At 43.2% G+C, this 24,031-nt stretch carries 20 protein-coding genes and 1 pseudogene; 7 read left to right on the forward strand and 14 right to left on the reverse strand.

Annotation, left to right across the window (positions count from 1 at the left end; translation table 11 throughout):
- Window positions 1–256 precede the first annotated feature (256 nt).
- Together I6E86_RS13900 and rodA are read right to left on the reverse strand one after the other, a co-directional pair.
- Window positions 257–598, reverse strand: a pseudogene (locus I6E86_RS13900) (septal ring lytic transglycosylase RlpA family protein); the annotation flags it as partial.
- Between the two features lie 1,128 nt (window positions 599–1,726).
- Window positions 1,727–2,869 carry a rod shape-determining protein RodA gene (gene rodA, locus I6E86_RS12710; protein ID WP_194364262.1) on the reverse strand — a complete coding sequence of 381 codons (1,143 nt, stop codon included), beginning with the start codon at window positions 2,867–2,869 and terminating at the stop codon, window positions 1,727–1,729.
- A gap of 300 nt (window positions 2,870–3,169) precedes the next feature.
- On the opposite strand from rodA, the gene I6E86_RS12715 reads away from it, so the two are divergent.
- Both I6E86_RS12715 and I6E86_RS12720 read left to right on the forward strand, forming a co-directional pair.
- A complete protein-coding gene (locus I6E86_RS12715) occupies window positions 3,170–4,129 on the forward strand; it encodes a D-Ala-D-Ala carboxypeptidase family metallohydrolase (RefSeq protein ID WP_197177768.1) in 960 nt (319 codons plus the stop codon).
- 430 nt (window positions 4,130–4,559) lie between these two features.
- Window positions 4,560–5,039 (forward strand): hypothetical protein, encoded by a 480-nt coding sequence (locus tag I6E86_RS12720; RefSeq protein WP_197177769.1) that lies wholly within the window; start codon window positions 4,560–4,562, stop codon window positions 5,037–5,039.
- A 185-nt stretch (window positions 5,040–5,224) separates the two neighbouring features.
- On the opposite strand, the gene I6E86_RS12725 is transcribed toward I6E86_RS12720, so the two are convergent.
- The 3 genes from I6E86_RS12725 to I6E86_RS12735 all read right to left on the reverse strand — a co-directional run bounded on the left by I6E86_RS12725 (window position 5,225) and on the right by I6E86_RS12735 (window position 8,583).
- Window positions 5,225–6,802 carry a M16 family metallopeptidase gene (locus I6E86_RS12725; protein WP_197177770.1) on the reverse strand — a complete coding sequence of 526 codons (1,578 nt, stop codon included), beginning with the start codon at window positions 6,800–6,802 and terminating at the stop codon, window positions 5,225–5,227.
- A 67-nt stretch (window positions 6,803–6,869) separates the two neighbouring features.
- Window positions 6,870–8,372: a M16 family metallopeptidase gene (locus I6E86_RS12730; RefSeq protein WP_197177771.1), complete on the reverse strand. Its 1,503-nt coding sequence runs from the start codon at window positions 8,370–8,372 to the stop codon at window positions 6,870–6,872.
- Window positions 8,373–8,430: 58 nt separating this feature from the next.
- A complete protein-coding gene (locus tag I6E86_RS12735) occupies window positions 8,431–8,583 on the reverse strand; it encodes a hypothetical protein (RefSeq protein ID WP_197177772.1) in 153 nt (50 codons plus the stop codon).
- A 912-nt stretch (window positions 8,584–9,495) separates the two neighbouring features.
- On the opposite strand from I6E86_RS12735, the gene ftsY reads away from it, so the two are divergent.
- Both ftsY and I6E86_RS12745 read left to right on the forward strand, forming a co-directional pair.
- A complete protein-coding gene (gene ftsY, locus I6E86_RS12740) occupies window positions 9,496–10,407 on the forward strand; it encodes a signal recognition particle-docking protein FtsY (RefSeq protein WP_320159125.1) in 912 nt (303 codons plus the stop codon).
- A 54-nt stretch (window positions 10,408–10,461) separates the two neighbouring features.
- The gene (locus I6E86_RS12745; RefSeq protein WP_197177773.1) at window positions 10,462–11,028 is read left to right on the forward strand and encodes a methylated-DNA--[protein]-cysteine S-methyltransferase; all 567 of its coding nucleotides are present in this window, start codon (window positions 10,462–10,464) and stop codon (window positions 11,026–11,028) included.
- Between the two features lie 454 nt (window positions 11,029–11,482).
- Here I6E86_RS12745 and feoB read toward each other — a convergent pair whose 3' ends face one another.
- The 3 genes from feoB to I6E86_RS12760 all read right to left on the reverse strand — a co-directional run bounded on the left by feoB (window position 11,483) and on the right by I6E86_RS12760 (window position 14,782).
- On the reverse strand, window positions 11,483–13,348 hold the full coding sequence (feoB, locus tag I6E86_RS12750) for a ferrous iron transport protein B (RefSeq protein ID WP_197177792.1): 1,866 nt from the start codon (window positions 13,346–13,348) through the stop codon (window positions 11,483–11,485).
- Between the two features lie 144 nt (window positions 13,349–13,492).
- Window positions 13,493–13,831, reverse strand: a complete 339-nt coding sequence (locus tag I6E86_RS12755) for a FeoA family protein (RefSeq protein WP_197177774.1) — start codon at window positions 13,829–13,831, stop codon at window positions 13,493–13,495.
- Window positions 13,832–14,032: 201 nt separating this feature from the next.
- Complete coding sequence (locus tag I6E86_RS12760) at window positions 14,033–14,782, reverse strand: YebC/PmpR family DNA-binding transcriptional regulator (RefSeq protein WP_197177775.1); 750 nt, start codon at window positions 14,780–14,782, stop codon at window positions 14,033–14,035.
- A 320-nt stretch (window positions 14,783–15,102) separates the two neighbouring features.
- Here I6E86_RS12760 and I6E86_RS12765 point away from each other — a divergent pair, with 320 nt between their 5' ends.
- Window positions 15,103–15,933, forward strand: a complete 831-nt coding sequence (locus I6E86_RS12765) for an ion transporter (protein ID WP_194364271.1) — start codon at window positions 15,103–15,105, stop codon at window positions 15,931–15,933.
- Between the two features lie 27 nt (window positions 15,934–15,960).
- On the opposite strand, the gene I6E86_RS12770 is transcribed toward I6E86_RS12765, so the two are convergent.
- Both I6E86_RS12770 and aroQ read right to left on the reverse strand, forming a co-directional pair.
- The gene (locus I6E86_RS12770) at window positions 15,961–17,265 is read right to left on the reverse strand and encodes an ABC1 kinase family protein (protein ID WP_197177776.1); all 1,305 of its coding nucleotides are present in this window, start codon (window positions 17,263–17,265) and stop codon (window positions 15,961–15,963) included.
- Window positions 17,266–17,441: 176 nt separating this feature from the next.
- On the reverse strand, window positions 17,442–17,978 hold the full coding sequence (gene aroQ, locus I6E86_RS12775; protein ID WP_197177777.1) for a type II 3-dehydroquinate dehydratase: 537 nt from the start codon (window positions 17,976–17,978) through the stop codon (window positions 17,442–17,444).
- A gap of 549 nt (window positions 17,979–18,527) precedes the next feature.
- Between aroQ and I6E86_RS12780 the strand changes: the two genes are divergently transcribed.
- The gene (locus I6E86_RS12780) at window positions 18,528–18,743 is read left to right on the forward strand and encodes a cold-shock protein (protein WP_194364274.1); all 216 of its coding nucleotides are present in this window, start codon (window positions 18,528–18,530) and stop codon (window positions 18,741–18,743) included.
- A 455-nt stretch (window positions 18,744–19,198) separates the two neighbouring features.
- Window positions 19,199–20,353 (forward strand): DEAD/DEAH box helicase, encoded by a 1,155-nt coding sequence (locus I6E86_RS12785; protein ID WP_197177778.1) that lies wholly within the window; start codon window positions 19,199–19,201, stop codon window positions 20,351–20,353.
- A gap of 129 nt (window positions 20,354–20,482) precedes the next feature.
- Here I6E86_RS12785 and I6E86_RS12790 read toward each other — a convergent pair whose 3' ends face one another.
- The 4 genes from I6E86_RS12790 to murB form a co-directional block, all read right to left on the reverse strand.
- On the reverse strand, window positions 20,483–21,385 hold the full coding sequence (locus tag I6E86_RS12790) for a sulfite exporter TauE/SafE family protein (RefSeq protein ID WP_197177779.1): 903 nt from the start codon (window positions 21,383–21,385) through the stop codon (window positions 20,483–20,485).
- Window positions 21,386–21,524: 139 nt separating this feature from the next.
- Entirely contained in the window at window positions 21,525–21,842 is a 318-nt protein-coding gene (ccoS, locus tag I6E86_RS12795) for a cbb3-type cytochrome oxidase assembly protein CcoS (RefSeq protein ID WP_197177780.1), read from the reverse strand.
- A 137-nt stretch (window positions 21,843–21,979) separates the two neighbouring features.
- A complete protein-coding gene (locus I6E86_RS12800; protein ID WP_197177781.1) occupies window positions 21,980–22,753 on the reverse strand; it encodes a YdcF family protein in 774 nt (257 codons plus the stop codon).
- Window positions 22,743–23,891, reverse strand: a complete 1,149-nt coding sequence (gene murB / locus I6E86_RS12805) for a UDP-N-acetylmuramate dehydrogenase (protein WP_197177782.1) — start codon at window positions 23,889–23,891, stop codon at window positions 22,743–22,745. The genes I6E86_RS12800 and murB overlap by 11 nt, the downstream gene beginning before the upstream one ends.
- Between the last annotated feature and the right edge of the window lie 140 nt (window positions 23,892–24,031).

The raw sequence follows: 24,031 nt of genomic DNA on the forward strand, positions 1-24,031 counted from the left end.
TTTACTCTCTTGCTGTGCGCTTTACACTCCAGAGGCTTCGTAAAATTTATCCCAAAAGCATGGTATTGTTTTTAAATTGAATGATTGATTCTGTAATGTTTTTCCTTAATGCACAATAAATGTAGCTATACTGAGCAGCATTAAATTCAGCCAAAAAAAGCGCCTAACTACCAGTGAGTTAGGCGCTTTTTATGGTGTCATATTTATTTTACTCTAGCGAGGTGGCGCTCTGAGTATTTATATATTAAGCCTAGGATTAAGGTCCTGAAACACGCTCAATCGCGACGTTGCCAACACCTTTGCTTGTGATGCCCAAACGTTTAGCAGCACCGTAAGACAAGTCTAATACACGGTTACCATGGAATGGACCACGATCATTTACTTTTACCACGACACTCTTACCATTGGTCTTATTGGTTACTTTTACATAGCAGTTCAACGGTAGTGAGCGATGCGCTGCTGTCAAACCGTTCATATCAAAGGTTTCACCACTGGCTGTTTTACGACCATGGAATTTACGACCATACCAAGAGGCAAGACCTGTCTGCTTAAACTTGCTCACTGAATTAGAAGCGACTGCTGTTAGGCGTTCTAATACATCTTCATCATTACTCACTTGTGAGGTATCACTAGCGAGCAAAGAGCTATTAAGTGCAAGAGATGTCGGTTGACGAGCTGATTTAACCAAGCTAGATGCACCGTCATGTTGACGGCTAAGCTCACCCAGTACACGGTCGATATGGGAAGCGTTGTCTTGCGACATGATCGCAAGGGAGGTTTTTGCTTCTACAGCGTTTGCATTTGTAACAACTGCAGAGCCAGCAAACAAAACTGCTGACATTGTAAGTAAACCAGATAAACGCTTATTCATAAATACCTCTATAACTTATACATCAAAACCTAATGCTAAAACTTCAGATAGAATGTGACAATATTGGATCAATCCAGTAGTGGCACAGACTTTAGAGCATTTATATTAATCTTTTATTTTTTTGGGGATTAATACAAAGGTCTCTATAGGTTTCAATCTATGATAGTGTTCATTTTATTATCACAAGCAATAGGCATAACGGCCAAAATTACTGGTGATACCCTCAAATGATCGTTAGCGACATTCATCTAATATTTTGCTTTAGAATAAAAATCGAGTACCAGTGTCACTGTACGATTTACTGAATATGTTGTATTTATCAAGTATTCAATAAACCCGCTATCTACACTATGTAATTAATCGTCTAAAGTAATGCTTTGTTATTAAACCGTTAATTAAGTAGTGAATTTGAAAGCGTGAAATCTACAAGATGCTAACTATACGGCCAAGCTACAACCAAAATATAATTAAGTGCAAAGTTTATTAGTGACTGTGTACGGGTTGTGTATCAATGTACAGTTAAAAGAGGTTAACGCAATTTTTTGTAAAAAACAAGGAATAAAATATTTCAGCTAGGATTGACAATCACTAAAGGATAAGTAGTTTATCTTCGATAAAATTGAGACATAAGCAATTAAATAACAATTACTTATGTCAGCTTTGTGACTACAATGAGAGTGATGCGTAAGGCAGATTATGTAGTATTTGTTAAAAGTAACAAGATATGAATGAGATGAATGTGGTTCAAATTCTATTCTGACTCAGAATTTTCACAGGCTATTTTAGGGCACATAAGGAACAATATTGGAGCAAAGTTCTTGCTCAGGGTGGCTTTATAATGTGCCCTATATAGGGTCAGCCCGATTTATGGGTGTGAATAGACATGAGCAAACCAAACCCTGCCATGAGCGTCACGATAGCAGTACCACCATAGCTAATGAACGGTAATGGAACACCAACCACAGGCAAAATACCACCAACCATCCCAACATTGACAAAGATGTAAACAAAGAAAGACATAGAAATTGCACCAGCCAATAACCTGCTATAAATATCAGGATGTGTGATCGCAATATATAATGCACGTGTCAACAGACAAGAATAAATAAACATGAGAAGCATCACGCCAAATAGACCGAACTCTTCGGAAAAAGCGGCAATGATAAAATCGGTATGACCTTCTGGTAAAAAATGCAGATGTGACTGTGTGCCTTCCAAATATCCTTTACCCGTCAGGCCACCTGATCCAATGGCCGTTTTTGACTGAATGATATTCCATCCAGCACCTTGTATGTCAGCCTCGGGGTTGAGTAGGGTAAGAACACGCGTACGCTGATAGTCATGCAATAAAAAATTCCATGCAAAAGCGACAAAAGGTATTGCTAAAATGACAGCAGCAGAAATCAAACGCCAAGACAGTCCTGCCAAAAATAAGACGAACATGCCGCTCGCAGCAACCAGTAATGAGGTACCAAGATCTGGTTCTTTGGCAATCAATAATACGGGTACGACAATCAATGCCAAAGTGATCGCGATACTAGAGGCTGATGGCGGCAAATCACGTTTTGACAAAAACCAAGCACACATCATGGGCATACCAAGCTTCATAAATTCTGAAGGCTGGACGCTACCGAATCCAGGTAAGTTAATCCAACGCTGAGCCCCCATACGCACTTCACCAATGATGTCGACCAATATTAACAGGATAAGTCCTAGCACATAAAATATGGGCGTAAAGCTACGATACAGGCTTGGCGGTATCTGTGCCATGATAAACATAACGACAAATGCCACACCATAGCTGACCATCTGACGTATGACCATACCAATATCTTGACTAGCGGCACTGTATAGAATAGTCAAACCAATGCAACAAACGGTCAGCAGGAGTAGGGTCAACCATGGATCAATATGGATACGTTGCCAAAGTGTTGGCGCATGACCTTGGCCTAAGTGATGGCTTTGGCGTGAAAAACGATATTGCGGGTTAGATGACATAGGCAGAGTTTGGCTGGCAGTTGGTGTAAGAGAAGCGCGCGATCTGAAAATGCGGTATCAATGAGCGTTGTCATGCAAATACCATCAGAAATTAGAAGGCTACAATGAGTCAAATAAAAGTGCATAGACAATAAAATAAGCAGATGGTTCACGCTCAGGTAATAAAGTCACATGATTATAACCATAATGAGGATAAGTGTTAATTACGAATATTAGGCCTCTGATTATAGGCGATAGTTTAGCCTGCTTGATAAAAATTTGATAGTATCGATAAAACGTTTTTAGCGGTAGTCTCTTGCAATGATAAAGTCAAAAATCCATGCCCGTAGGTACATCACTCAGCCTATTATCACATTCGTTGTGTGCGCGAGCAGTATCTCTGCTCATGCTGATCTCATCAGTGACCATACTGAACGCCGTATTCAAATACGTCAAGGCAGTAATGCTTATATTAGCTTACCCAGTAACTCCTCAAATCCGCGCGCGGCGACCACTACACTGAGCGACACAAATACTGCTAGTGGCGATAGTATGCAAAGCTTAATTGTGCAAAAACAGCGCGATTTTGAGATTGATGCTCGTTTGTCCATCGAAGAGAATAAGCGTGTCAACATCGTGAGACGAGCACCTACTTATAATACGGTTTATAGTAATAATGGCAGCTACAGTACGCCAAATAATACCTATAACCGTACTCAGAGCGATGCTATGGATATGAACTTTACCGCATGGTTGAACAGTAATAGCTACCGTGCTCAACAAGTCTCAGAATATCAACGTTATCTCGGATCACGAATTGGGGTACAGAACGTACCACCGCTGGAGCAATTATTGAGCACTGCGCGCAGTTGGGATAAGTGTGGTTACGAGCCCTATCAGTTACCACCGCAAGAGCTGTGGCAGAATGTTGTACCCACTTTACGCTTGTATAGCGAACTCAAAAACCAAGGAATTTTGCCACTGAGCAGTGAGATACGCTCAGTATATCGCAGTCCTGGACTCAATCAATGTGCAGGCGGCGCTGATAGTAGTAAACATATGAATGCAAGTGCCATCGATATTTGGGTGCCAGAGTACGAAGACAACTCATGGCGTCTGAGCACGATGCAAGACGGTCTATGTCAATTTTGGCAATATCAAGGACAGCCTTATAATTTTGGCCTAGGTCTATATGCGACGGGTGCCATTCATCTAGACACAGACGGCTATCGTAAATGGGGTTTTAATCATGCCAGTAGCAGCTCTTCTTGCCGCTACTAAACCGACTATCGTCAATCAATCTGAGTAGCACGTAGGCAGTAGCTTAGCAAGCGAGTAGATACTTGGTAAATGAAAATAATTTGATCAAAATCAAGGTGGTAACAGCTAAGTAGTAGGCATTCATATAAATGCCATATTTTGAATATAATATACCTACCTACTTGATAATGGTTAAAAAAAAGGTAAAATACAGAGTTGAACACACAAGTTCACTGAAAATTTGTTTAGAATTAGAGAAAGTGTGCTTTAATAGCCTAAGATCATTCTTTACCTTTGTATCCTTGACGTACGTAAAGGAATATGTCCACGTTTATGGTAAGCGAAATCTATGAAAAATTATCATCCGGTCCGATACAGCAAGCGAGATAAAATCCCCCAACATGTGCCGCGTTCACATGTCATAAACAGTGCTTTGTTAGGAGCGGCGTTTTTGTCTATGCTATCTATGAGTGGCTGTAGCTCAGAGGCATCTACTGATAACAGCGCGCTAGTCACAGATCCTTCCATTCAACATTTAGACGCAAACATACAGAGCTCTGCCAATATAGAAGAAAGCATCAAAAATTCTTATGCTCGTTTGGCCTCAAAACGCTCTGATGTCTGTCCAAAATTGCTACAAGATGAGCAAAGAAGTCAAACGATTGAGCGTATCTCTGAAGTCATGGTAAATGATTACTGTGATTATTTTTTATATCCAGAAGAGGGTCAAGAGCTTTCTGTCAAAGTTGATAATAGTCAAATAGAAACCTTACTCATCGTGCCGGCGCTGCATAATTTTGCCAATGGCAATTATCAGGTAACGTCATATGATAAGCATGTCGTTCGACTGAGCTACAACGGTGCAACGCACAAGCCTGAATCACTTACCTATGATGTTGCCATCAAGTTATCTGATAAACAGTATTTATAATAGTAGCCATTGTCTTTAGTGGTCAACTAAAAGACAGTGACTTGAAAACGCCTGATAGCCTATGACTGACAAATATCGTAATGTATCAAGTTTGCTAATGATGATTAGTGTCAACATGAACAGCATGACCTACTGACACTTATCCTGCATCGAGTTGGTTTGCGATACCCATTATTAGTGATTTATTATTTGTTTGAATTTTTTGCCGACGTCTTTTTTGTCCAAGGATCTTCTTGACCCACGGTCACAATCAAAAAATTATCAGGCTGTAGCGTACTGCGCAGGGTATTATTAACCCCTGTAAGCGTGACTTGATCGATACGATCAGTATAATCTGCCAGATAGCTGGTAGGTAGCTGATAAAAATTCATCATTGCCAGTAGCCCATTGATTCCTGCATTACTCGAAAATCCCATCGGAAAGCTATTTTTAAGATTGTCTGTCGTCAGGCGCATCTCATCTTTGGTGATACCAGTTGCTAACGTTTTATTGATGACGTCCAAGCTGGCATCGATGGCGGCACGCGCTTTATCATTACGTGTCGAGAACCCAATTTGATAAGGGCCTCGCGCCAACATCGGGCTCATCGAACCTGAAATCCCATAGGTATATCCCAAGTTCTGTCTAATTTCAGTCATTAATCGAGCATTGAAGTCACCACCCGCCATCACTTCATTACCCACCGCAAAGTTGGTCTGCTGCTGCTGAGCGATTGGATCAGTCGCTCGCTGACTGCCCAGTTGTCCCATCAGTACAGTAGTCTGAGTGCTTGGAAATGGGATATGGATATGTTTTGCTTGGGTTAATGGTGCAGGCTCAGGTAATTTGGCAGCTATTTGACCCGCAGGCAGTTGATCGGTGATGTCTTCAGCCATTTTTTTTGCTTGCTGCAATGTCAGATTACCAGTCATAGAGAGTGAAGCATTGGCTGCAACCAAATAGCGATTCTTAAAATCTATCAGGTGTTGCTGCTCAATAGTAGGGACGCTCTCTAGTGTACCGACGGATGGATGCGCATAAGGATGGCTACCATATAAAGCATTATCAAAAGCAATGCTGGCAAGGCTGTTAGGGTCTTGTTTTTGCTGCTGTAAGCCGACCAGTAACCTTGCTTTATTACGGGCTAGCACCTCTTTGTTGAATGCAGGTTCATTCACCATTTGGGTCATTAAATCAATAGCAGGTAATAGATGTTTGTCATCAGACAGACTGCGTAAGGAGACGATAAACATGTCTTTGTACGCGCTACTGCTTAGGTTGATGCCTAATGTTTCAACGGCACGAGTGAATGCATTTTCATCTAGGCTCTTTGAGCCTTGTTCAAGCATGGTCGCGGTCATATTGGCAATACCAAAACCGTCTTTTCTAATGCTGTCGTCGCGCGCGCTACCAGCATTAAAGCGTAGGTCAATATCAACGATTGGCAGCGCCGTGGTCTGTACAAAAAGTACAGTGACGCCAGCTTTGGTTTCAAAGGATTGAATGTTTGGTACCGTGACTTTTAGAGGCTTGCTATCATCAATGCTGGTCAGTGTAGATAAAGCAGCAATGGGCGCACTCGTATCGACGATGGAAGGCGCACGAGCGTCTTCAGCACTAGCAATGTCTGCTTGAGCCGTATTCATCGATAAACTCAAGGCAAAAAAGACACCAGTACTAAGAACAGATAACTTTTTAAAGGAGATAGTGCTGTTTTTTTGGGTCAGTCGGGCAACATTTGAAGCGGCTGATCTTGTTTTCACACCATAATGATTCTGAGTCATGATTTTCTTCTTATTGAGAATGCGGTTTTATCGTCATTTTTATTAGACGTCTGATAATAGATGACAGCTATTTTACTTTTGCTGTGTTTTCTTTGGGTGGCACGATATGCATTACCGTCAAGTTATCCTTAACCAAGTATTTTTTGCTAGCAGATTGAATGTCAGCCACACTGATATCATCGAGTTTGGTCGGTAGCGTAGCAAGTAGCCTATCATCTAGACCGATAGACTGTAATGAGCCAATCATGCGGGCTTGTCCTTCCATGCTGTCCTGCGCATAGACCAGACCCGTGACCGCGTTGGTTTTCGCACGGCTGATTTCGTCTGCGGCAATAGGATCTGTTTTAAGTTTCTCTATCTCTAATGTGATGGCTTGTTGTGCTTGTTCTAAGCTGACACCTTCGCGCGGTGTTGCTTGAATCAAAAACAGCCCATCGCCACGATCAAGCAAGTCATAAGAAGTACCAACGGTCGTTAGTAGGCCTTGCTCACGTATCAGGCGACTCTCTAAACGTGCAGATAGACCGCCATCGAGTACGTCTTGCGCCAACGACAAGGCATACGCTTGTTTCGTATCATTGGCTCCCGCCGTGATAAGGCTCGGTACGTTGTAACCCATAAGTAGAACAGGCACCTGTACCGCTTGTTCCGAGTCTACTTTTTGATAACCGCGAAAGCCTTTTTGACTGACAGCGGCACGTTTGGGTAGGTTACTTGGCGCAAGCTCACCAAAGTATCGTTTGACTTGAGTCAATACTTCTTCAGGTTGTACATCACCCACGATCACCAAGGTGGCATTGTTTGGCGCATACCATGTTTTGTACCAGTCCTTTAAGTCTGGCAACGTGATGGATTGCAGCTCGTTCATAGGTCCGATGACAGACTCACCTTTTGGACTGTTAGGCAGTGCGAGTAATCGAAATGACTCATAGGCTTTGGCGAGAGGGTTATCGTCTGTACGTTGACGACGTTCCTCCATAACGACTTGGTGTTCTTTGGCAAATTCTTTATCATTAAAAGTGAGGTTTTTCATGCGATCTGCCTCAAGCTCTAGCGCTAGAGGCATTCGATTGGCTGGGAAGAGCTCGTAGTAACCAGTATAGTCATAACTGGTAAACGCGTTGTTTACTCCGCCAAATTTAGCAATGAGCCGCTCATAATCATCACTTGATACATTCGTTGTACCCTTGAACATCATATGCTCGAGCAAGTGAGAGATACCGCCCTTATCAAGTGGCTCATCTGCTGAACCTACCCGATACCAGATCTGGGTCATGGCGACTGGGGCACGGTGATCTTCTTTTATGACGATTTTTAGACCATTTTCTAACTGATATTCATGTCGACCCGACATGTCCATTGCCAATGATGATGGCTGAGCCTCTGCGCTTGTGCTGCGTTCATTCGAAACACTTTTAGCTGGTGCCTCTGCTACTGTGCTTTTAGCTGCCGTAGCAGAATGAGATTGTTTCGTGGTCGTCGTGGTCTGACAGGCGCTAAGAGTGGTGGCTAATGCTAAGGCATAGGCAATGCGTAAAGGAGTAGCATAGAGTGGTAGGGACAATGACATGGTATGGTCTGCTTATATAAACAATGACTTAAAATATTGATGATAGCAATAAAAGGTATTACAAAGAGGTTTGCGCGCCAACCAAGACACTAGCGGTCGGTCTAAACTCTTGCGTGGTACTGCAACCGGTTGTAAACAGCACAATCGCTGTCATTAGCATAGGCATACTAATCGCGGTAAGTCTTTTGCTATGGCTTGATAATACTTTCATGAGTGATTCCTAATAATTTCTATAAATATAGCTTCATAGATTAAGTTAAGTTCAGTCTATTGCGGGTCAGATTTTTGTGTCCAAACCTTAAGCAAGACTTTCTCAAATCATTTAGCAATTTTTTGAGCGGACAAATTTTGATGCTAGGGCATGTCCTCAATTCAATCGATGGTCATCTAAATGGATTAAAAATGGCTAAATCTTGCCAAACAGCATCAAATAGCTGACTAATATCTGCGCTATTTTCCTTGTTTGACTGCCATTTATCTCATTTTTATCACCATTTTTAAAATGAGGACGCGCCCTAGTCTATAATGGTAGGGGCTGAGCACGACTTGAATTATGCTAAAATGGGCTAAAACGAATTGTCATGTCACCGGCAAGCTCATGACAATCTACAAATCCATTGATAATAAACAAATAATTGATAGTGATAATTTTTAGGGCAAACTTATGAATAACCAAAACAATAGCAATCGTGTGGTCATCAACCTAGATGATGGTCTTGATGACTTAGATGACGACGATATTACCTTACCCAGTCTACCGGTGCAATCTGTGCCCATCATTGATGATGCTGAGAATGTCGCGCCACAAAAAGACAGTACGGTAAATCAAGACGTCTCAAGCAATGATGCAGCAGAGAATATTGCTTTGGCGACGCCGATTGTCATGACAGAAGAACATAACGTACCTAAAGGTAACTCCGAAAGTTTCTCAAACGCCAAAGAAGCAGACGCTACGAGCAAAGCCAATACTGCGCCGACCATGCCACTGCAAGCGCAATTAGGGGATACGCCAAGCGTGAGTCCAGTTGCGAGCAATGATGCGCAAACGGCTACTCCAAAAGAGCCGGCAGTAGAGTCACAAGAGACTCAAGAAAATAAAAAGAAGGGTAGCTGGTTTAACCGTATGAAGACAGGGCTAAGTAAGTCACGTAAGAACTTAGCCGAAGGTATGGTCAGCATTCTTATCGGTGGTAAAGAGATCGATGATGAGCTATTAGAAGAAGTCGAAGATCAGCTATTGGTGGCTGATATTGGTGTCAACGCGACCAATCGTATTATTAAGAGCCTCACCGAGCAGACCGCCCGTGGTGATTTGATTTATGCACACTCACTATATAAAGCATTGCAAAGTGAGCTGGTTGATATCCTCACACCAAAAGTTGCGCCTCTGGTGATTGACACCAGCAAAAAACCATTTGTTATATTAGTCGTAGGCGTCAATGGTGTGGGCAAAACCACAACGATTGGTAAGCTTGCCAAACGCCTGCAAGGTGAAGGCAAATCAGTCATGCTAGCTGCTGGCGATACGTTCCGTGCGGCAGCTACCGAGCAGCTACAGATCTGGGGTGAGCGTAATCATATCCCAGTGGTGGCGCAAGGTCATGGCTCTGATAGTGCGTCTGTCATTTTTGATGCCATGCAGTCTGCTAAAGCAAAAAACATCGATGTACTCATCGCTGATACTGCAGGTCGCCTACAAAACAAAACACATCTGATGGCAGAGTTAGAGAAAGTCGTCCGTGTGATGCGCAAAGCTGATCCGAGCGCGCCGCATGAAGGTATGATTGTGCTTGATGCTGGCACAGGTCAAAACGCTATCAATCAAGTTGAGCTGTTTAATAAGGTTGTGCCGCTGACAGGTATTACTATTACAAAGCTAGACGGTACGGCTAAAGGTGGTGTGGTATTTAATATCGCTGAAACGACTGACGTGCCTATTCGCTATATTGGTGTGGGTGAATCGATTGATGACTTACGATCTTTCAGTCCGAAGCAGTTTGTCGCCGCCTTATTTGAGACCGATGATAAAGAATAAGATAGCCAGTTTCAGCTGGTAAATCATTTTTAAGATAATTTGGAAGTAGAAGCCATGATAGTTACCACAGCAGCCTTTGGATCACATCGATTAACGCTAATCGCCCGTGTCGATGAGCATGGTCACCCTAGGCTCGTTGAAGCCAATTGGCTGCTGGCAGGTAACTCATGGCACAGCTCAAAATCTGTGCCTAAACTTAAAAAGTATTATGGTCTAGTAGATCAGGACTTTACGTTTATAGACAGTAATAGCCTAAGCATGAATGATGCTGCTCAAGCATTATTAATAGAAGCCATTTTCCAGCTCAAAGATTATGCTGATGGTAAACGTAAGACGTTGGATTTGCCTCTAGATTTTTCTATGGGCACTGATTTCCAGCAAAGAGTATGGCAAGCATTGCAAGACATCAACTATGGCGAAACGATTAGCTATGCCACATTAGCAAAGCGTGTGGACAGTCCAAAAGGGTTTCGCGCGGTTGCGCAGGCCAATGGCAAAAACCCTTTTAGTATTATTGTTCCGTGTCACCGAGTCATTGCGAGCGATGGCACGCTTGGCGGTTATACTGGAGGATTGGATAAAAAGAGATTCTTGTTAGGTCTAGAAGGGGTAGACTGTTAGAGCCTGTCACGCTGTCTATTGATGGTTGAGCCTATAAAAAACGCCAAACCCATATCAGGGTTTGGCATTTTTTTATATGAGAATAAGCCCTAGGGTGTGTCATCAATTAGCACATTAATACATTTAGTGGCCTTAAAATGGCTAAATTTTGCTAAACATCGTCAGAAATTTTGTCAATATGTTCATATTAACGGCAATTCCTTCCTTGTTTATCTACAATTTTTCTCATTTTAAGTCTCACAATCTAATTGATGACACGCCCTAATATTGTAGGTTGTTACTATAGCTAAGGGTTTTGGCTACTGGTTGCTACTTGCATTTTTTGCAGCCCGAGCACCCTGTTGACTTCTTGAATACAATCTTTGTCCATACATAATAGAAACAGGCCGCTACGATCATAAAAACGATGAGGTATTCTACCGCTGTATTCATTGTTAACTCCTTCATGAGTTTATTAAAATCCAAAAATACTTCCAGTGATTCGGTAAACAACCCAAGCCATTAAATAAGCCAAGACAAATAGATAGGCCGTAATGGCAAAGGTCTGCTTAAAAGACTTGGTCTCACGGCGAATCACAGCAAGTGTGGCCAAACACATGGGGGCATACACATAAAACGCTAAGAATGAGAATGCAGTGGCCAGACCCCATTGAGCATGGATGATAGGAATCAAGGTTTGGTTGATCGCTTCATCACCAACGCTACCCACCGCGTAGACTGTACCGAGCGCTGCTACGACGACTTCTCTAGCGGCCAGTCCTGGAATCAAAGAAATACACATCTGCCACGTAAAACCAATAGGTGCAAAAATAGGCTCAATCAAATGCCCAAGCATGCCAGCAAAGCTATAATCAATAGCAGGGCCAGTTGCATTAGCAGGTGCAGATGGAAAGGTAACCAATGCCCATAGCACCACGGATAGAGTGAAAATAACCGTACCTGCTCTTCTTAAGAAGGCATTCACCTTATCCCAAAGCTCACCAGCGATATGCTTAACATTGGGCATGCGATAAGTAGGCAGCTCCATCAACAAGGGAAAAGCAGATGATTCTGACTTGGCATTATGAAAGCACTTAAATAACCATGAGACAAATGCCGCTGAGCAAGTGCCAACCACGTACAATGTAAATAAGGTGATGCCCTGCAGATTGAATACACCGAGCACTGTTTGGCTCGGTATAACCGCTGCAATGATGAGCGCATAAATCGGTAGACGAGCCGAGCAAGTCAACATGGGTAGGACAGCAATCGCCATTAAGCGCTCTTTATGGCTCGGAATCGTACGAGTCGACATAACAGCTGGTACAGCGCAAGCAAACCCTGAAAGCAGTGGAATAAATGAGCGTCCAGATAGCCCCACTTTTGCGAGTAAGTTATCTAACAAAAACGCTGCGCGCGGTAGATATCCTGAGTCTTCTAATATTAATAAGAACAAAAACAGCAGCGTGATTTGAGGTATGAATACGATGACGCTACCCACACCAGCCACGATGCCATCTACGATGAGACTCTGTAAGATACCATCTGGTAGCCATTGCATCAGCAGCATGCCTACGCTACCAACCAGCCATTCAATGCCATCCATCAAAGGTGCAGCCCATGCATAGACTGCCTGAAAAATGACAAAAAGAATCGTCAACAAAATAACAACCCCTATGACAGGGTGTAATGTCAGCTGATCTAAACGTTCATGCCACTTTGGTAAACGTTGTGCACTCGTGACCGCTCGGCTCAAAATATCATCCGCTTGTTGATACATGATATGCGTGTCGCTATCACCACCAAAGAAATGAATGGGTTTATCACTATTACCAATATAATCAATCAGATCGCTAGCCAAGGCTAGTAGCTGATCACAGCCCTTACGCTTGATAGCAACAGTCTTGGCAAAGGGTACACCGAGCTCCTCTGACAATACTGATGCTTCTACTACGAGCCCGCGACTATGCGCCACATCACTCAAATTGAGTGCGACAATAATGGGTAAGCCTAAGTTTTTTAGCTCAAGTAGCATTCTTAATGACATGCGTAGGTTGGTCGCATCTGCTACAAAGATGATGCCATCAGGGACAGATTCACCAGGCATTTGACCAAATAGGACTTTGCGAGTGACTTCCTCATCTAAGCTGGCGGTCTTCAGACTATAGGTACCAGGCAAGTCTAAAATATTGACATTAGAATGTCCAAGCAGCGCAGCACTGCGCTTATCAACGGTGACACCAGAATAGTTAGCGACTTTGGCTTTAGAACCTGTCAGCACGTTAAAGGTCGCCGTTTTACCGCAGTTGGGTGCACCAACTAACGCCAACGTGATAGGCATTGTACGCTCTGTTACTTGATCGATTGGTACTGAAAAGGATAATGAAGAGGACATAGGCTTATGCATCACTTCTGGAGATTTATATGGGGAGGTTGGATAAAGTAGGTCAGTATCGAGCAATCAGTGCAAGACTATCGCTTATCTTTATACTGACGATATCACTCGGCATCTAATTTTAATCAGCTCATCAGCGCGTAAGCTAAACTGAGCACCTGTACTCAGCTGTACAGCATAAGGCGGCTTACCAAAGAGTCCTTTGGCAACAATATGAATCAACGTATTGGGCAAGAATCCTAAGTCTTTGAGTCTTTGGCTGATAGCACCATCTATCTCGCCAAACCGTTTATTGGCAACAATATCTTCAATTATGGCAGGTTGACGTTTATTGAGGTCTAATAATGAGCACAAAGGTGATAGGTTTTGATCTGAAAGAGTAGGAGAGTGAGTTGAGGTAGGATAAGAAGATGTAATTGTCACACTCATAGAGAGTCCTTAGTTATTTGCATTCGTGCAAATGATAACTATTACGATTTTTGTGTGATTATATGCCTCACCTATAAGAAAAACAATCGGTATAAAGTGTTATTTGTATGATAAAAAAACCAGACAGTAAGTAAGCAATAAGCAACTGTCTGGTTTTATCGTACGGATATCTAGAGCCCTTGATATGGGAAGCTGTTTTGGCTAACCCTCAAGCTGAGCCATGACTTCAGCAGAGAAGTTAACGTTAGTATAAACCTCTTGCACATCATCAGCATCTTCTAACATATCAATCATCTTTAGGACTTTTTCGGCATCATCGACATTGTCGATCTCAGCTGTGGTAGATGGTGACATCGTGACTTCAGCATTGTCAGAGATGAGGCCTGCAGCATTGAGAGCATCTTGGACTTGACCAAAACTTTCCCATTCAGTGATAACGAGCAAGCTTTCGCCGTCATTTTCAATATCAACGGCGCCCGCATCTAGTGCAACTAGCATGACCTCATCTTCTAAGCTGATATCATTAAAGGTGATCTCACCGCGCTTAGTAAATAAATAAGCAACCGAGCCTGACGTACCCAGATTGCCATCGCATTTGGTGAAAGCGTGACGCACTTCACTGACCGTACGATTTAGGTTGTCAGTCATGGTTTCGACCAGTACCGCCACACCGCCAACGCCATAGCCCTCGTAGCTGACTTCTTCCATATTTTCATTATCACCGCCGCCTGTACCACGGTCGACAGCACGATTGATCGTGTCGCGCGTCATATTGACTGATAGGGCTTTTTCAATGACAGCACGTAAGCGTGGGTTTTTGTCGGGATCAGGATCACCTTGCTTGGCAGCAGAAACGATTTCACGGATAATTTTGGTAAATACCTTACCTTTTACTGCATCCTGACGGGCTTTGCGGTGTTTGATATTTGCCCATTTTGAATGGCCTGCCATATAACATCCTTAAGTTCTAGGTATCAATTATTATGTATAAAAAGGGGTGATCAAGAACACCCTTAGGTCTGTGAATACTTGTCTTTATAGTATCATTACTTTGTCATTTTGAGGTAATAGCGCTACTCATGCGTTGACGATTTGTATGTTGTTCAGAGTGCTTTTTTGTTACACTGTGGCAACTTATAGATTGTATTCGCTACGACAAGTGAGCAATATTATAAACCAGTTTTGACTGTTTTCATCAACTTGCCCTTATTCATCCTATTTTAAGTCACTGACTGTCATCAAGTCATTGAATTTATAAAGTTACTGATCCTATGAAGCAATCAACTGCTGAAGCCATTACACATCTGCGTAACCGCACGCATATCATCATTGAAGGTACTGATACCCGATTGGGTAAGCTGTTTGATATTGTGTTGCTGATTGCGATTGCAGCCAGTGTGGCTGTTGTTATGCTAGACAGTGTGCTCTATATGCGTTTGCAATATGGCGTGCTGTTTTTTTATGCAGAATGGTTTTTTACCATCTTATTCACGATTGAATATGCGCTCAGATTGTTTTCAGCACCCAACCGCTTACGCTATATCTTTAGCTTTTTTGGTGTCGTAGATTTATTGTCCGTGTTGCCAAGCTATCTGAGTCTGATGTTTGTGGGTGTACAGTATTTACTCGTGATACGTGTCTTACGTATTTTGCGCGTGTTCCGAGTGCTCAAGCTCAAAGCTTACATGCAACAAGCAGGGTTTTTGGCTTCAGCGCTTAAGACCAGTCAGCAAAAAATCACCGTATTTTTCTTATCCTTGGTTTTATTGGTCACCATCTTTGGATCAATTATCTACGTGGTAGAAGGCCCCGAAAATGGTTTTACCAGTATTCCATTGTCTATCTATTGGGCAGTTGTCACGATGACCACGGTTGGTTATGGTGATATGTCACCTAAAACGCCACTGGGACAAGCCATTGCAACTATGGTCATGATCACCGGTTATTCGATTATCGCAGTTCCGACGGGTATCTTTACCTCTGAGCTGGCTCGTAATATGCGTCCTCAGCTCAATCCGGTTACCTGTCCAAATTGTGGCAAATTCGGTCATGCGCTAGGCGCAGATTTTTGCGATCGTTGTGGACACGCGCTGCATATCTAAGGTGTGTCCTCATTTGAAACGTGTTTTTTATGATGCCTCAGTGTACTCATGAACCAGTGTAGACAAATCAATCTCGACACCCAAATTGACCAGATTCCAGTACTGACCTGATACAGTACGGTCCAGCATCATGGTCATGGCAGAGGGTTGAAACTGTCCAAAGTATTTTAATGAAGTACGCATTTGGGTAATGGCTTCATGATGTACCTGACTGCTGCCAAAATCAAAGGCCCCTTCTTGATATGGACTGATAGACAAAGGTTTTAGTCCAATGGATAGCCACTTCTCATAAAACTCACCTGGGATGTTTTTGTCATCCTGACGTCGAACGTCTAATGCCACAAGATCTTGCTCCAGCGCCGTAACATCACCTTTGATAGCATGCTTGGCAAAGCGGCGAAACAGCTGTACTTCGCTATGGCTATAACTTCGAATACCACCAAAATCGTAAGCCACGACGCTACCGTCATGGCGAAAAGCAAAGTTACCTGGATGTGGATCACAGTGCATACGGTACAAGCCAAATAATTGCCCTGCGGTAAAGTGAAACAAACGCTCAGCTATCTTTTGCTTGGTGTCATTGTCCCATGTCGCAGCCACTGTCAACGTATCGCCCATCTCTTCGGTCAAGGTCAAAATACGTCTAGAGGAATGACTGCTGATTACTTTGGGAATGATGAGACCTTCGTCTTCTGCATGAAAGGCGCCAAATACGCGCAAATTATGCGCTTCTTTAACATAGTCCAGCTCGTCATGCAGGCTCTGACGAATCTCATTAAACAACTGCTCTTGCAGCTGCTTACTCATATTGAGCACGCCCGCGATTTTCAGTGCCATACGTACTTGTTTGAGGTCACTGTCACAGTTTTCATCGACATCGGGATACTGGACTTTGACCACCACTTTCTGTCCAGAGGGTAGCGTCGCTTTATGCACTTGCCCGATTGAGGCGGCAGCAAATGGGGTCTGTTCAAACTCAAGGAACAGTTCTGCTATAGGGGCTTTGAGCTCTCGTTCGACTTGTGCACGTATCTGCGCATAGGGCATCGGCGGAGCATCTTTTTGCAGTTTCTCTAGAGCAGTAGCCACTTCAGGAGGGAACACGTCTTTATACTGTGAGGCAATTTGTCCCACTTTCATCACCGCGCCTTTCATCTCACCTAAGGTCTCAGCAATCTGAATACCAACATCTTGCATCAAGTCTGAACGGGCTTGTATGCGTTTTTCTTCATCACTTGAGAGATGCTTAAATGAGTTTTTAGCGGCTTTTCCGGCAATGCTCGCTGTCATGCCAGCAAGTTTCATAAAGCGCTTTCCAGAAGATTTTGCCATTCATGTCACCATATAGTGGTTTGTTTTTCAGTCACAATTCTATTATTTTCAGTATAAAATTACTGTTTGACTACTGTTTGACTACTGTGTGATAGCAGCCTGATTTTTCTGAATCATAACGTTGCTGTGTTTTACCTAAAGTCAATGAGCTGTCAAAACCTATCATCAGATTCCTATTAATGATCCAAATCGATCGAATAGGTGTTGCTCAACCAGTAGTCTAGTGCCATCTGATACCCCATGTGCCCCAAACCGCAAATAACACCAACGGCGATATCGCTTAGATAAGAGTGCTGTCGAAAAGACTCACGTGCATGGACATTGGATAAATGCACTTCTATGAAGGGTTTTTGCGTGGCCAGTAGGGCATCGCGTAGGGCGACAGAGGTATGAGTAAATGCGGCAGGATTAATAATAATCGCATCGACTTGGGCAGGCTTTTCTGCCAATAAGCCATGATGCTGTATCTCATCCACCAGATTGCCCTCGTGATTAGACTGTATACAAATCAGCTCAATACCGTGTTTGGCTGCACGCTGGACCAATATGTTTTCGATGTCTGCGAGCGTCATATAACCATAAATTTCAGGTTCACGCTTACCCAGTAAGTTTAGATTAACCCCGTTTACCAACAGTAATTTATGAGTGAGCACCTGCTCAGTATGTTGGTCAGCTGGCTTTTCTACTTCATTAGCGGGGGTAGATGGCGTCATAATAGTCTCGGTAATGATAATTGGTTAAGAGGGCGTACATGGTGGATTCAAAATGAAGTCGATACGTTAGTGACTATATACTAGGTACTCTATTTTAGAAAAGACAGGCATATTAAAAAATACCGGTGACTAAGATAAAGGTCTCTTAATTGATAACACGCCCTAGTATCACAAAGCCTTCGTCTATGAATCTATCATCTTAGCTGTCTCTTCTATTTTTAATCAGATGAGGTATCTCTTTGCTAAATAGCAGCAAGTGATTTGTCTCAGCGCTTTATCATAACAGCTCGCGGGCTGCGGTATAAAAAAATTACACGAAAAATTCACCTAGGCGGCAAAAAGCATGTTAAAAGTCTTTATGTTGCTAAAAACCCGTGCTATGATATTTTTTATGCAATATATATTGCAAGTTTGTTACTGATGTTTAATATAAGCATGAGTAATAAACGTCAGACTGTTAAGTTTTTGATTTCACAATCTTAGATCCCGTTTATATGCAATGTTGCAAAGGAATTTGGGACTAAGCGAACTTTTTTAGGAAGTAATATTATGTCAGCTCGTGAACAAGGTACCGTTAAGTGGTTTAATGATTCAAAAGGCTTTGGTTTCATTCAACGTGACAGCGGAGAAGACATTTTTGTCCATTTCCGTGCGATTCAGGGTGATGGCTATCGCTCTCTAAAAGATGGCGAAAAGGTTGAATTCAGTGTAGTAGAAGGCGATAAAGGCCTACAAGCTGAAGAAGTCAGAAAGACAGAAGAGTAATCTATTCAGGCATTAGAGCGGTTTAGTGATAATGTCTGTACGAACTACTGATATACTACTAAGTCAAGCCCATCTTGTCTTACCTATGCTGAGAAAAAGGCAGCATATTTGGTAGGGTCAGATTTGGGCTTGGCTTTTTTTATGTTTGTCGGTCTTATGTTTATCCGCAATTAGAAAAACGATAGTCGGCTGGCAATAAAGTCGAGAGACCAATAGATATATGCTCTGGTTATAAATTTTATAGCATGTTTGCCTGAAGTATATTAAAGCTAGGACATATCAAAGACGGCAACACATCGATATCAGTAGTATCGTATCGCTTTTAAAGTGACGCCGCGATATTTGTAGATTTGATAACATGACCGTTACGGTTCAACAGAACTTAATATGCATGAGAATATGAAGCCTGTTTACAATGAATAAAATACAAGCAATTAATTTAAAAGGATATTTTTTTGAGTAATTTTACGACGTTTACGGATCTGCCGCTTACGGATGCGACCTTACGCGCAGTGAGTGATTTGGGCTTTACTGCATTGACGCCTATTCAAGCAAAAATACTACCCCATACATTGGCCCATCAAGATGCGATTGGACAAGCACAAACTGGCACCGGTAAGACCGCGACGTTCTTGATAACCATTATGGAAGCGTTGCTCAAGCGTCCTTTTGCTCATGATGAAGAGCGTTATTTGGGTGAGCCGCGTGCCGTGATCATGGCACCAACTCGCGAGCTGGCGCAACAGATATTTGATGACTGTATTACGTTGACCAAATATACCTCGCTTCATAGTGTCTGTATCATGGGTGGTACCAACTATGAGACTCAGCAGCATGAGCTTGAACGTCAATATGTCGATATTTTGGTGGCGACACCTGGTCGTCTGATTGATCTTGCCAACAAAGGCATGGTCTATTTAGACCGAGTAGAAGTATTGGTATTAGATGAAGCAGATCGCATGCTTGATATGGGTTTTATTCCTGATATAAAACGCTTGGTCGGTCGAATGCCAGCCAACACAGATCGTCAAAGCCTCCTGTTCTCTGCCACCTTTAATCAAGATGTGATGAACTTGGCTTATCGCTGGTTACATGAACCGCAGTTCGTTGAAATCGAGCCAGAACATAAAACCAGTGAGTTGGTCGATCAACATTTTTACTTACTGACAGAAGATCAAAAGTTAGAAGCGTTAGAGCGTATTATCAGTGATAAAGCAGTCGAAAAAGTGATTGTATTTGCCAACCGCAAAGATCAAGTAAAGCGCTTGTATCACAAGCTGCGCCAAGCGCATAACATTGTGATGCTATCAGGTGATGTGATCCAGCAAAAACGTGAGAAATACTTACAGCGTTTTAAGGATGGTCATGCTTCTATCTTGGTCGCGACAGATGTTGCAGGCCGCGGTATTCATGTAGATGATATCAGCCATGTGGTCAATTATACGCTGCCTGATCAGCCAGATGATTATGTACATCGTATCGGCCGTACGGGACGCGCAGGCCAGACAGGGATTAGCATCAGTTTTGTGAGTGAGGATGATGCCTTTAATATACCTGCATTAGAAAAGCACTTGGACACTAAGTTTTCATTAGAGCAGTGGCAGCCATAGCACTGCAGCAGTGCTACAGTGACCCTTGCTATAAAAAAAGCCTGTAAAGCATAATTGTTTTACAGGCTTTTTTTATAGCTTTTATACGCCTTGGCAGATAAGTACTGATCTGCCGTCTTTAGTCACTATTTAATGTGCGTGCGCTGTTGGTTCTTGTCCATCTTTTGTATGAGCGGGCATGGTACTCATGTCATGCATGCTATGATCCATATCCATATCCTCATCCATCATCATCTCTGACCCCATGTCATGACCTTCATGATGCATGGCGCTCATATCATGATTCTCTGCCATATCAGCCTCCGACATCATCGCAGCATGACCACTATGATCCATGGCAGCCATATCATGCCCGCCATGCATACCCGCCATCATGATGGGCACGATAGCAACTGCCAGCCCAGATATCACCATCACAGCGCCATTGAGCTGTCTTAAGCGAAAACGGCCAATCTTATCACGCAACCAACCAACCGTCTCATGTGTGGCGACCAGCATCGGTACAGTTCCTAGACCAAAAACGAGCATCAATGCGGCACCGCTCAGCGGATTGTGAGCGACCACTGCAATGAGTAGGGCACCATAGACCAATCCACAAGGTAAAAACCCCCACAGCAGGCCAGCGGTTAGTGCTCTTGGGAACGTATTGAGCGGAAATACCTTTTGACGTAGTGGACTAAGATACTGCCAAAAGCGCATTCCAAAACGCTCAAGCTTGGTCAAAAACGGCGCGCCAAGCATGGTAACACCCACAAATACTAGTACCAGTCCCAATAAGATGCGCGGCATACTATTGCCGCGCATCAATGGTTCCAATACAGTAATACCAATCAATCCTGCAACCAAACCCAACGTGGCATAACTCGTTAAGCGTCCAATGTGATAGGTGGCAACCAGTGCGCGGCGTTTAGTGGGGCTGACCTCTTTCATAGACAGTCCAAACGCTGTCACCAGCCCGCCGCACATACCTAAGCAATGCGGTGACCCAAAAAATCCCATTAATAATGCCGCAACGAGTAAAGCTGTGGTCATGAATGCATCTCCTACAAATGGTGAAAAGCAAAACTATCAATATCATTATTAAAAAATGTTAGTCAATGTGCCTGTATTTATAGCAGCATCTTTTTTGGCTATCGGTAGTCTTTAGCGCTTCAAGCCCAATAAGAACGGCTTAGCGTTTGGTATTTTTATCTATATCAGAATGGCTGATAGTGTCTGCATCCTTCACGGTATTGGTATGCTCACTATCATTAGCATTGTCATCATATAGGTCATCATCAAGCAGGACATCATGAGGTGATACGCTTGATACAGGGCGCTCATGCGCTTGCATGGTTTGACGACGTTCTTGACGATCCTCTAAGATAATACGCTGTGAGGCATTGTCCAAGTCTTCAAACTGGTTGGATTTTACGGCGTAGCGTACTGCCCAAATCGCAACCACAAACAACATAAGACTCAATGGGATTAATAAAAATATACTAAGCATAGCGATCTCTTTAGTAGCAATCTCTTATTATACACCCATCATTACGTCAGTGGACGACCAGTCTTGATCGTAGTGTTTACTCTGATCAGGCTTATTATAATAGCGCCGTTTTATAATGCCCTAGTTAAGGTTAATCGTTATTCACTTGGCGTTTTTTTCGCATTACCTCTAGGAGTGAGCAGCTGCTGCGCCGTTACGTCATTGGCATGGCGACAGTTCATCTGCGGACGTATCACATCCCGTAGATAAGCGGCAATCTCATAAACAGCACGGCGTGAATGGCTCAGGTTTTGTGCAGGTTTCATCCAGTCGCGTCGTACAGGCAAAGGCGCACTAAGAGGCGTACTGTTGATACCATTTAACGCAAACTGTCTGCGAGCACGTGCCATATGGTAGCTGTCAGTAATGAGGTAGACATGATGTAGTGGGATGCGTTTGGCAGTAAAACGGGCATTTTCACAGGTGTTCATGCTGGCGTTTTCACTGATCAGTCCATCAATACCATGCTCTATCAGCCATTGTCCAAGCCAAGGGGCTTCAGCGCCACTCAATACAATGGGTAGAGGCAGGTCATGATAAGCACCCGCTGCGGTACGAGCACGGTTGAGACTATAGCGATTGAGAATGATCTGATTATTATTGTCATTGGTCAGTCCGCCACCTAGCACGACGTAAGCGGTAGGTGGTGAGCTTGTGGCAACAGAAGGCATGGCGGGCAGTGGCAGGAGCATTAATACATAAACAACCGCTTGTGAGAACAGCGGTGTGAATAGGCTTATCAGCATTAAAATAACAGACGTCGAACCTAATATAAAGGTGATGTTGATGATGCGAAATAGCTTTATTAAGCGTTCAGCTGAACGCAAATAGCTTCGCCACAAACGTTTGGACCATGATGGTTTAAACCACATGCTCAGTAGACCCAGTCGAGCCATCAGCGTTTATCCATACCGGCTCACGCGATAACTGAATCGCAAATTTTTCATATACCGTGTTGGCAATGTAATGCTGCGCTATCGCGACATCTTCTTGAGTGGCTTGATAAGGGGTGTGGTTGGTTAACACTAGGGCTTGCTGCTGGTGAGTGACAATAGGGGCAACGCCGCCACCTTTTAATCCTGCCTGCTCAATGAGCCAGCCTGCAGCCACTTTCGTCATCGCATCAGGCATTGGATAGCCAACGATCGTAGGATAAATGGCTTGCAGCGCCATAAACTGCTCCTGAGCAATGATAGGGTTTTGAAAAAAACTGCCACAATTGGGCAATTGCTTAGGGTCAGGCAGTTTCTGTTGACGAATATCTATAATCGCTTGCATCACATCATGCGGGGTGGGTAGCTTGCGTCCTTGCTGATCAGCATAGCGCTGCGCTATGGTCTGAACATCACCATAACTGGCTAAAATATTGTTAGGATCAGTATGCAGTCTGAACCCCACACGGCTGATTAGCCAAGTGTTTGGCGTACGCTTAAAGATACTGTCACGATAGCCAAACGCACAGTCGCTCGCTGATAAGTGATGCCAAGTCTGGGTGGGTAGATGATAGGCACGTACGTATTGTAGGCAGTCTTCTAGCTGTACTCCATAAGCACCGATGTTTTGTACAGGTGCAGCACCAGTGAGACCCGGTATCAGCGCAAGGTTTTCTAACCCGTACCACCCTTGATTGACAGTATGTACCACCAAATCATGCCAGTTTTCACCTGCCATGACCTCGATATCGACGTAATCATCCGTTTGATCAATGATATCAATACCGCGCATTTTTGGCTGCAATACTATGGCATTTAGTTCTGCTGGCAAGAGAACATTACTACCACCAGATAACACAAATAGCGGAATCTTATGCGCTGTACCCTCAGCATACGCTGTCATAAAATTATCAAGCTGTGCCTCATCTGTCAATGTGACAACCGTGTCAGCGAGACAGGCTAATGCCATGGTATTGGCCTGTGACAGATCACTTGAACTGCTGGCTAGTAGATCTATCGAAGAGCCAGTTGCAGTCAGTGATTGAATACTCAAATCAAGAGGTGAAGCTTGGGTCATAATATAGCCTATGTGGCAAATAGATAACAAATTACATCACATTTATTATAAAGGATACAGCGCGTAGAAGTCGTAAAAATATAGTCCTTATCGCTAATGCGTGTCTCAATTCTTAAAAGGCGTATTCTCATCCTTAAAAT

The organism is Psychrobacter sp. SWN149 (assembly GCF_015864565.1).
Taxonomy (GTDB): Bacteria; Pseudomonadota; Gammaproteobacteria; order Pseudomonadales; family Moraxellaceae; genus Psychrobacter.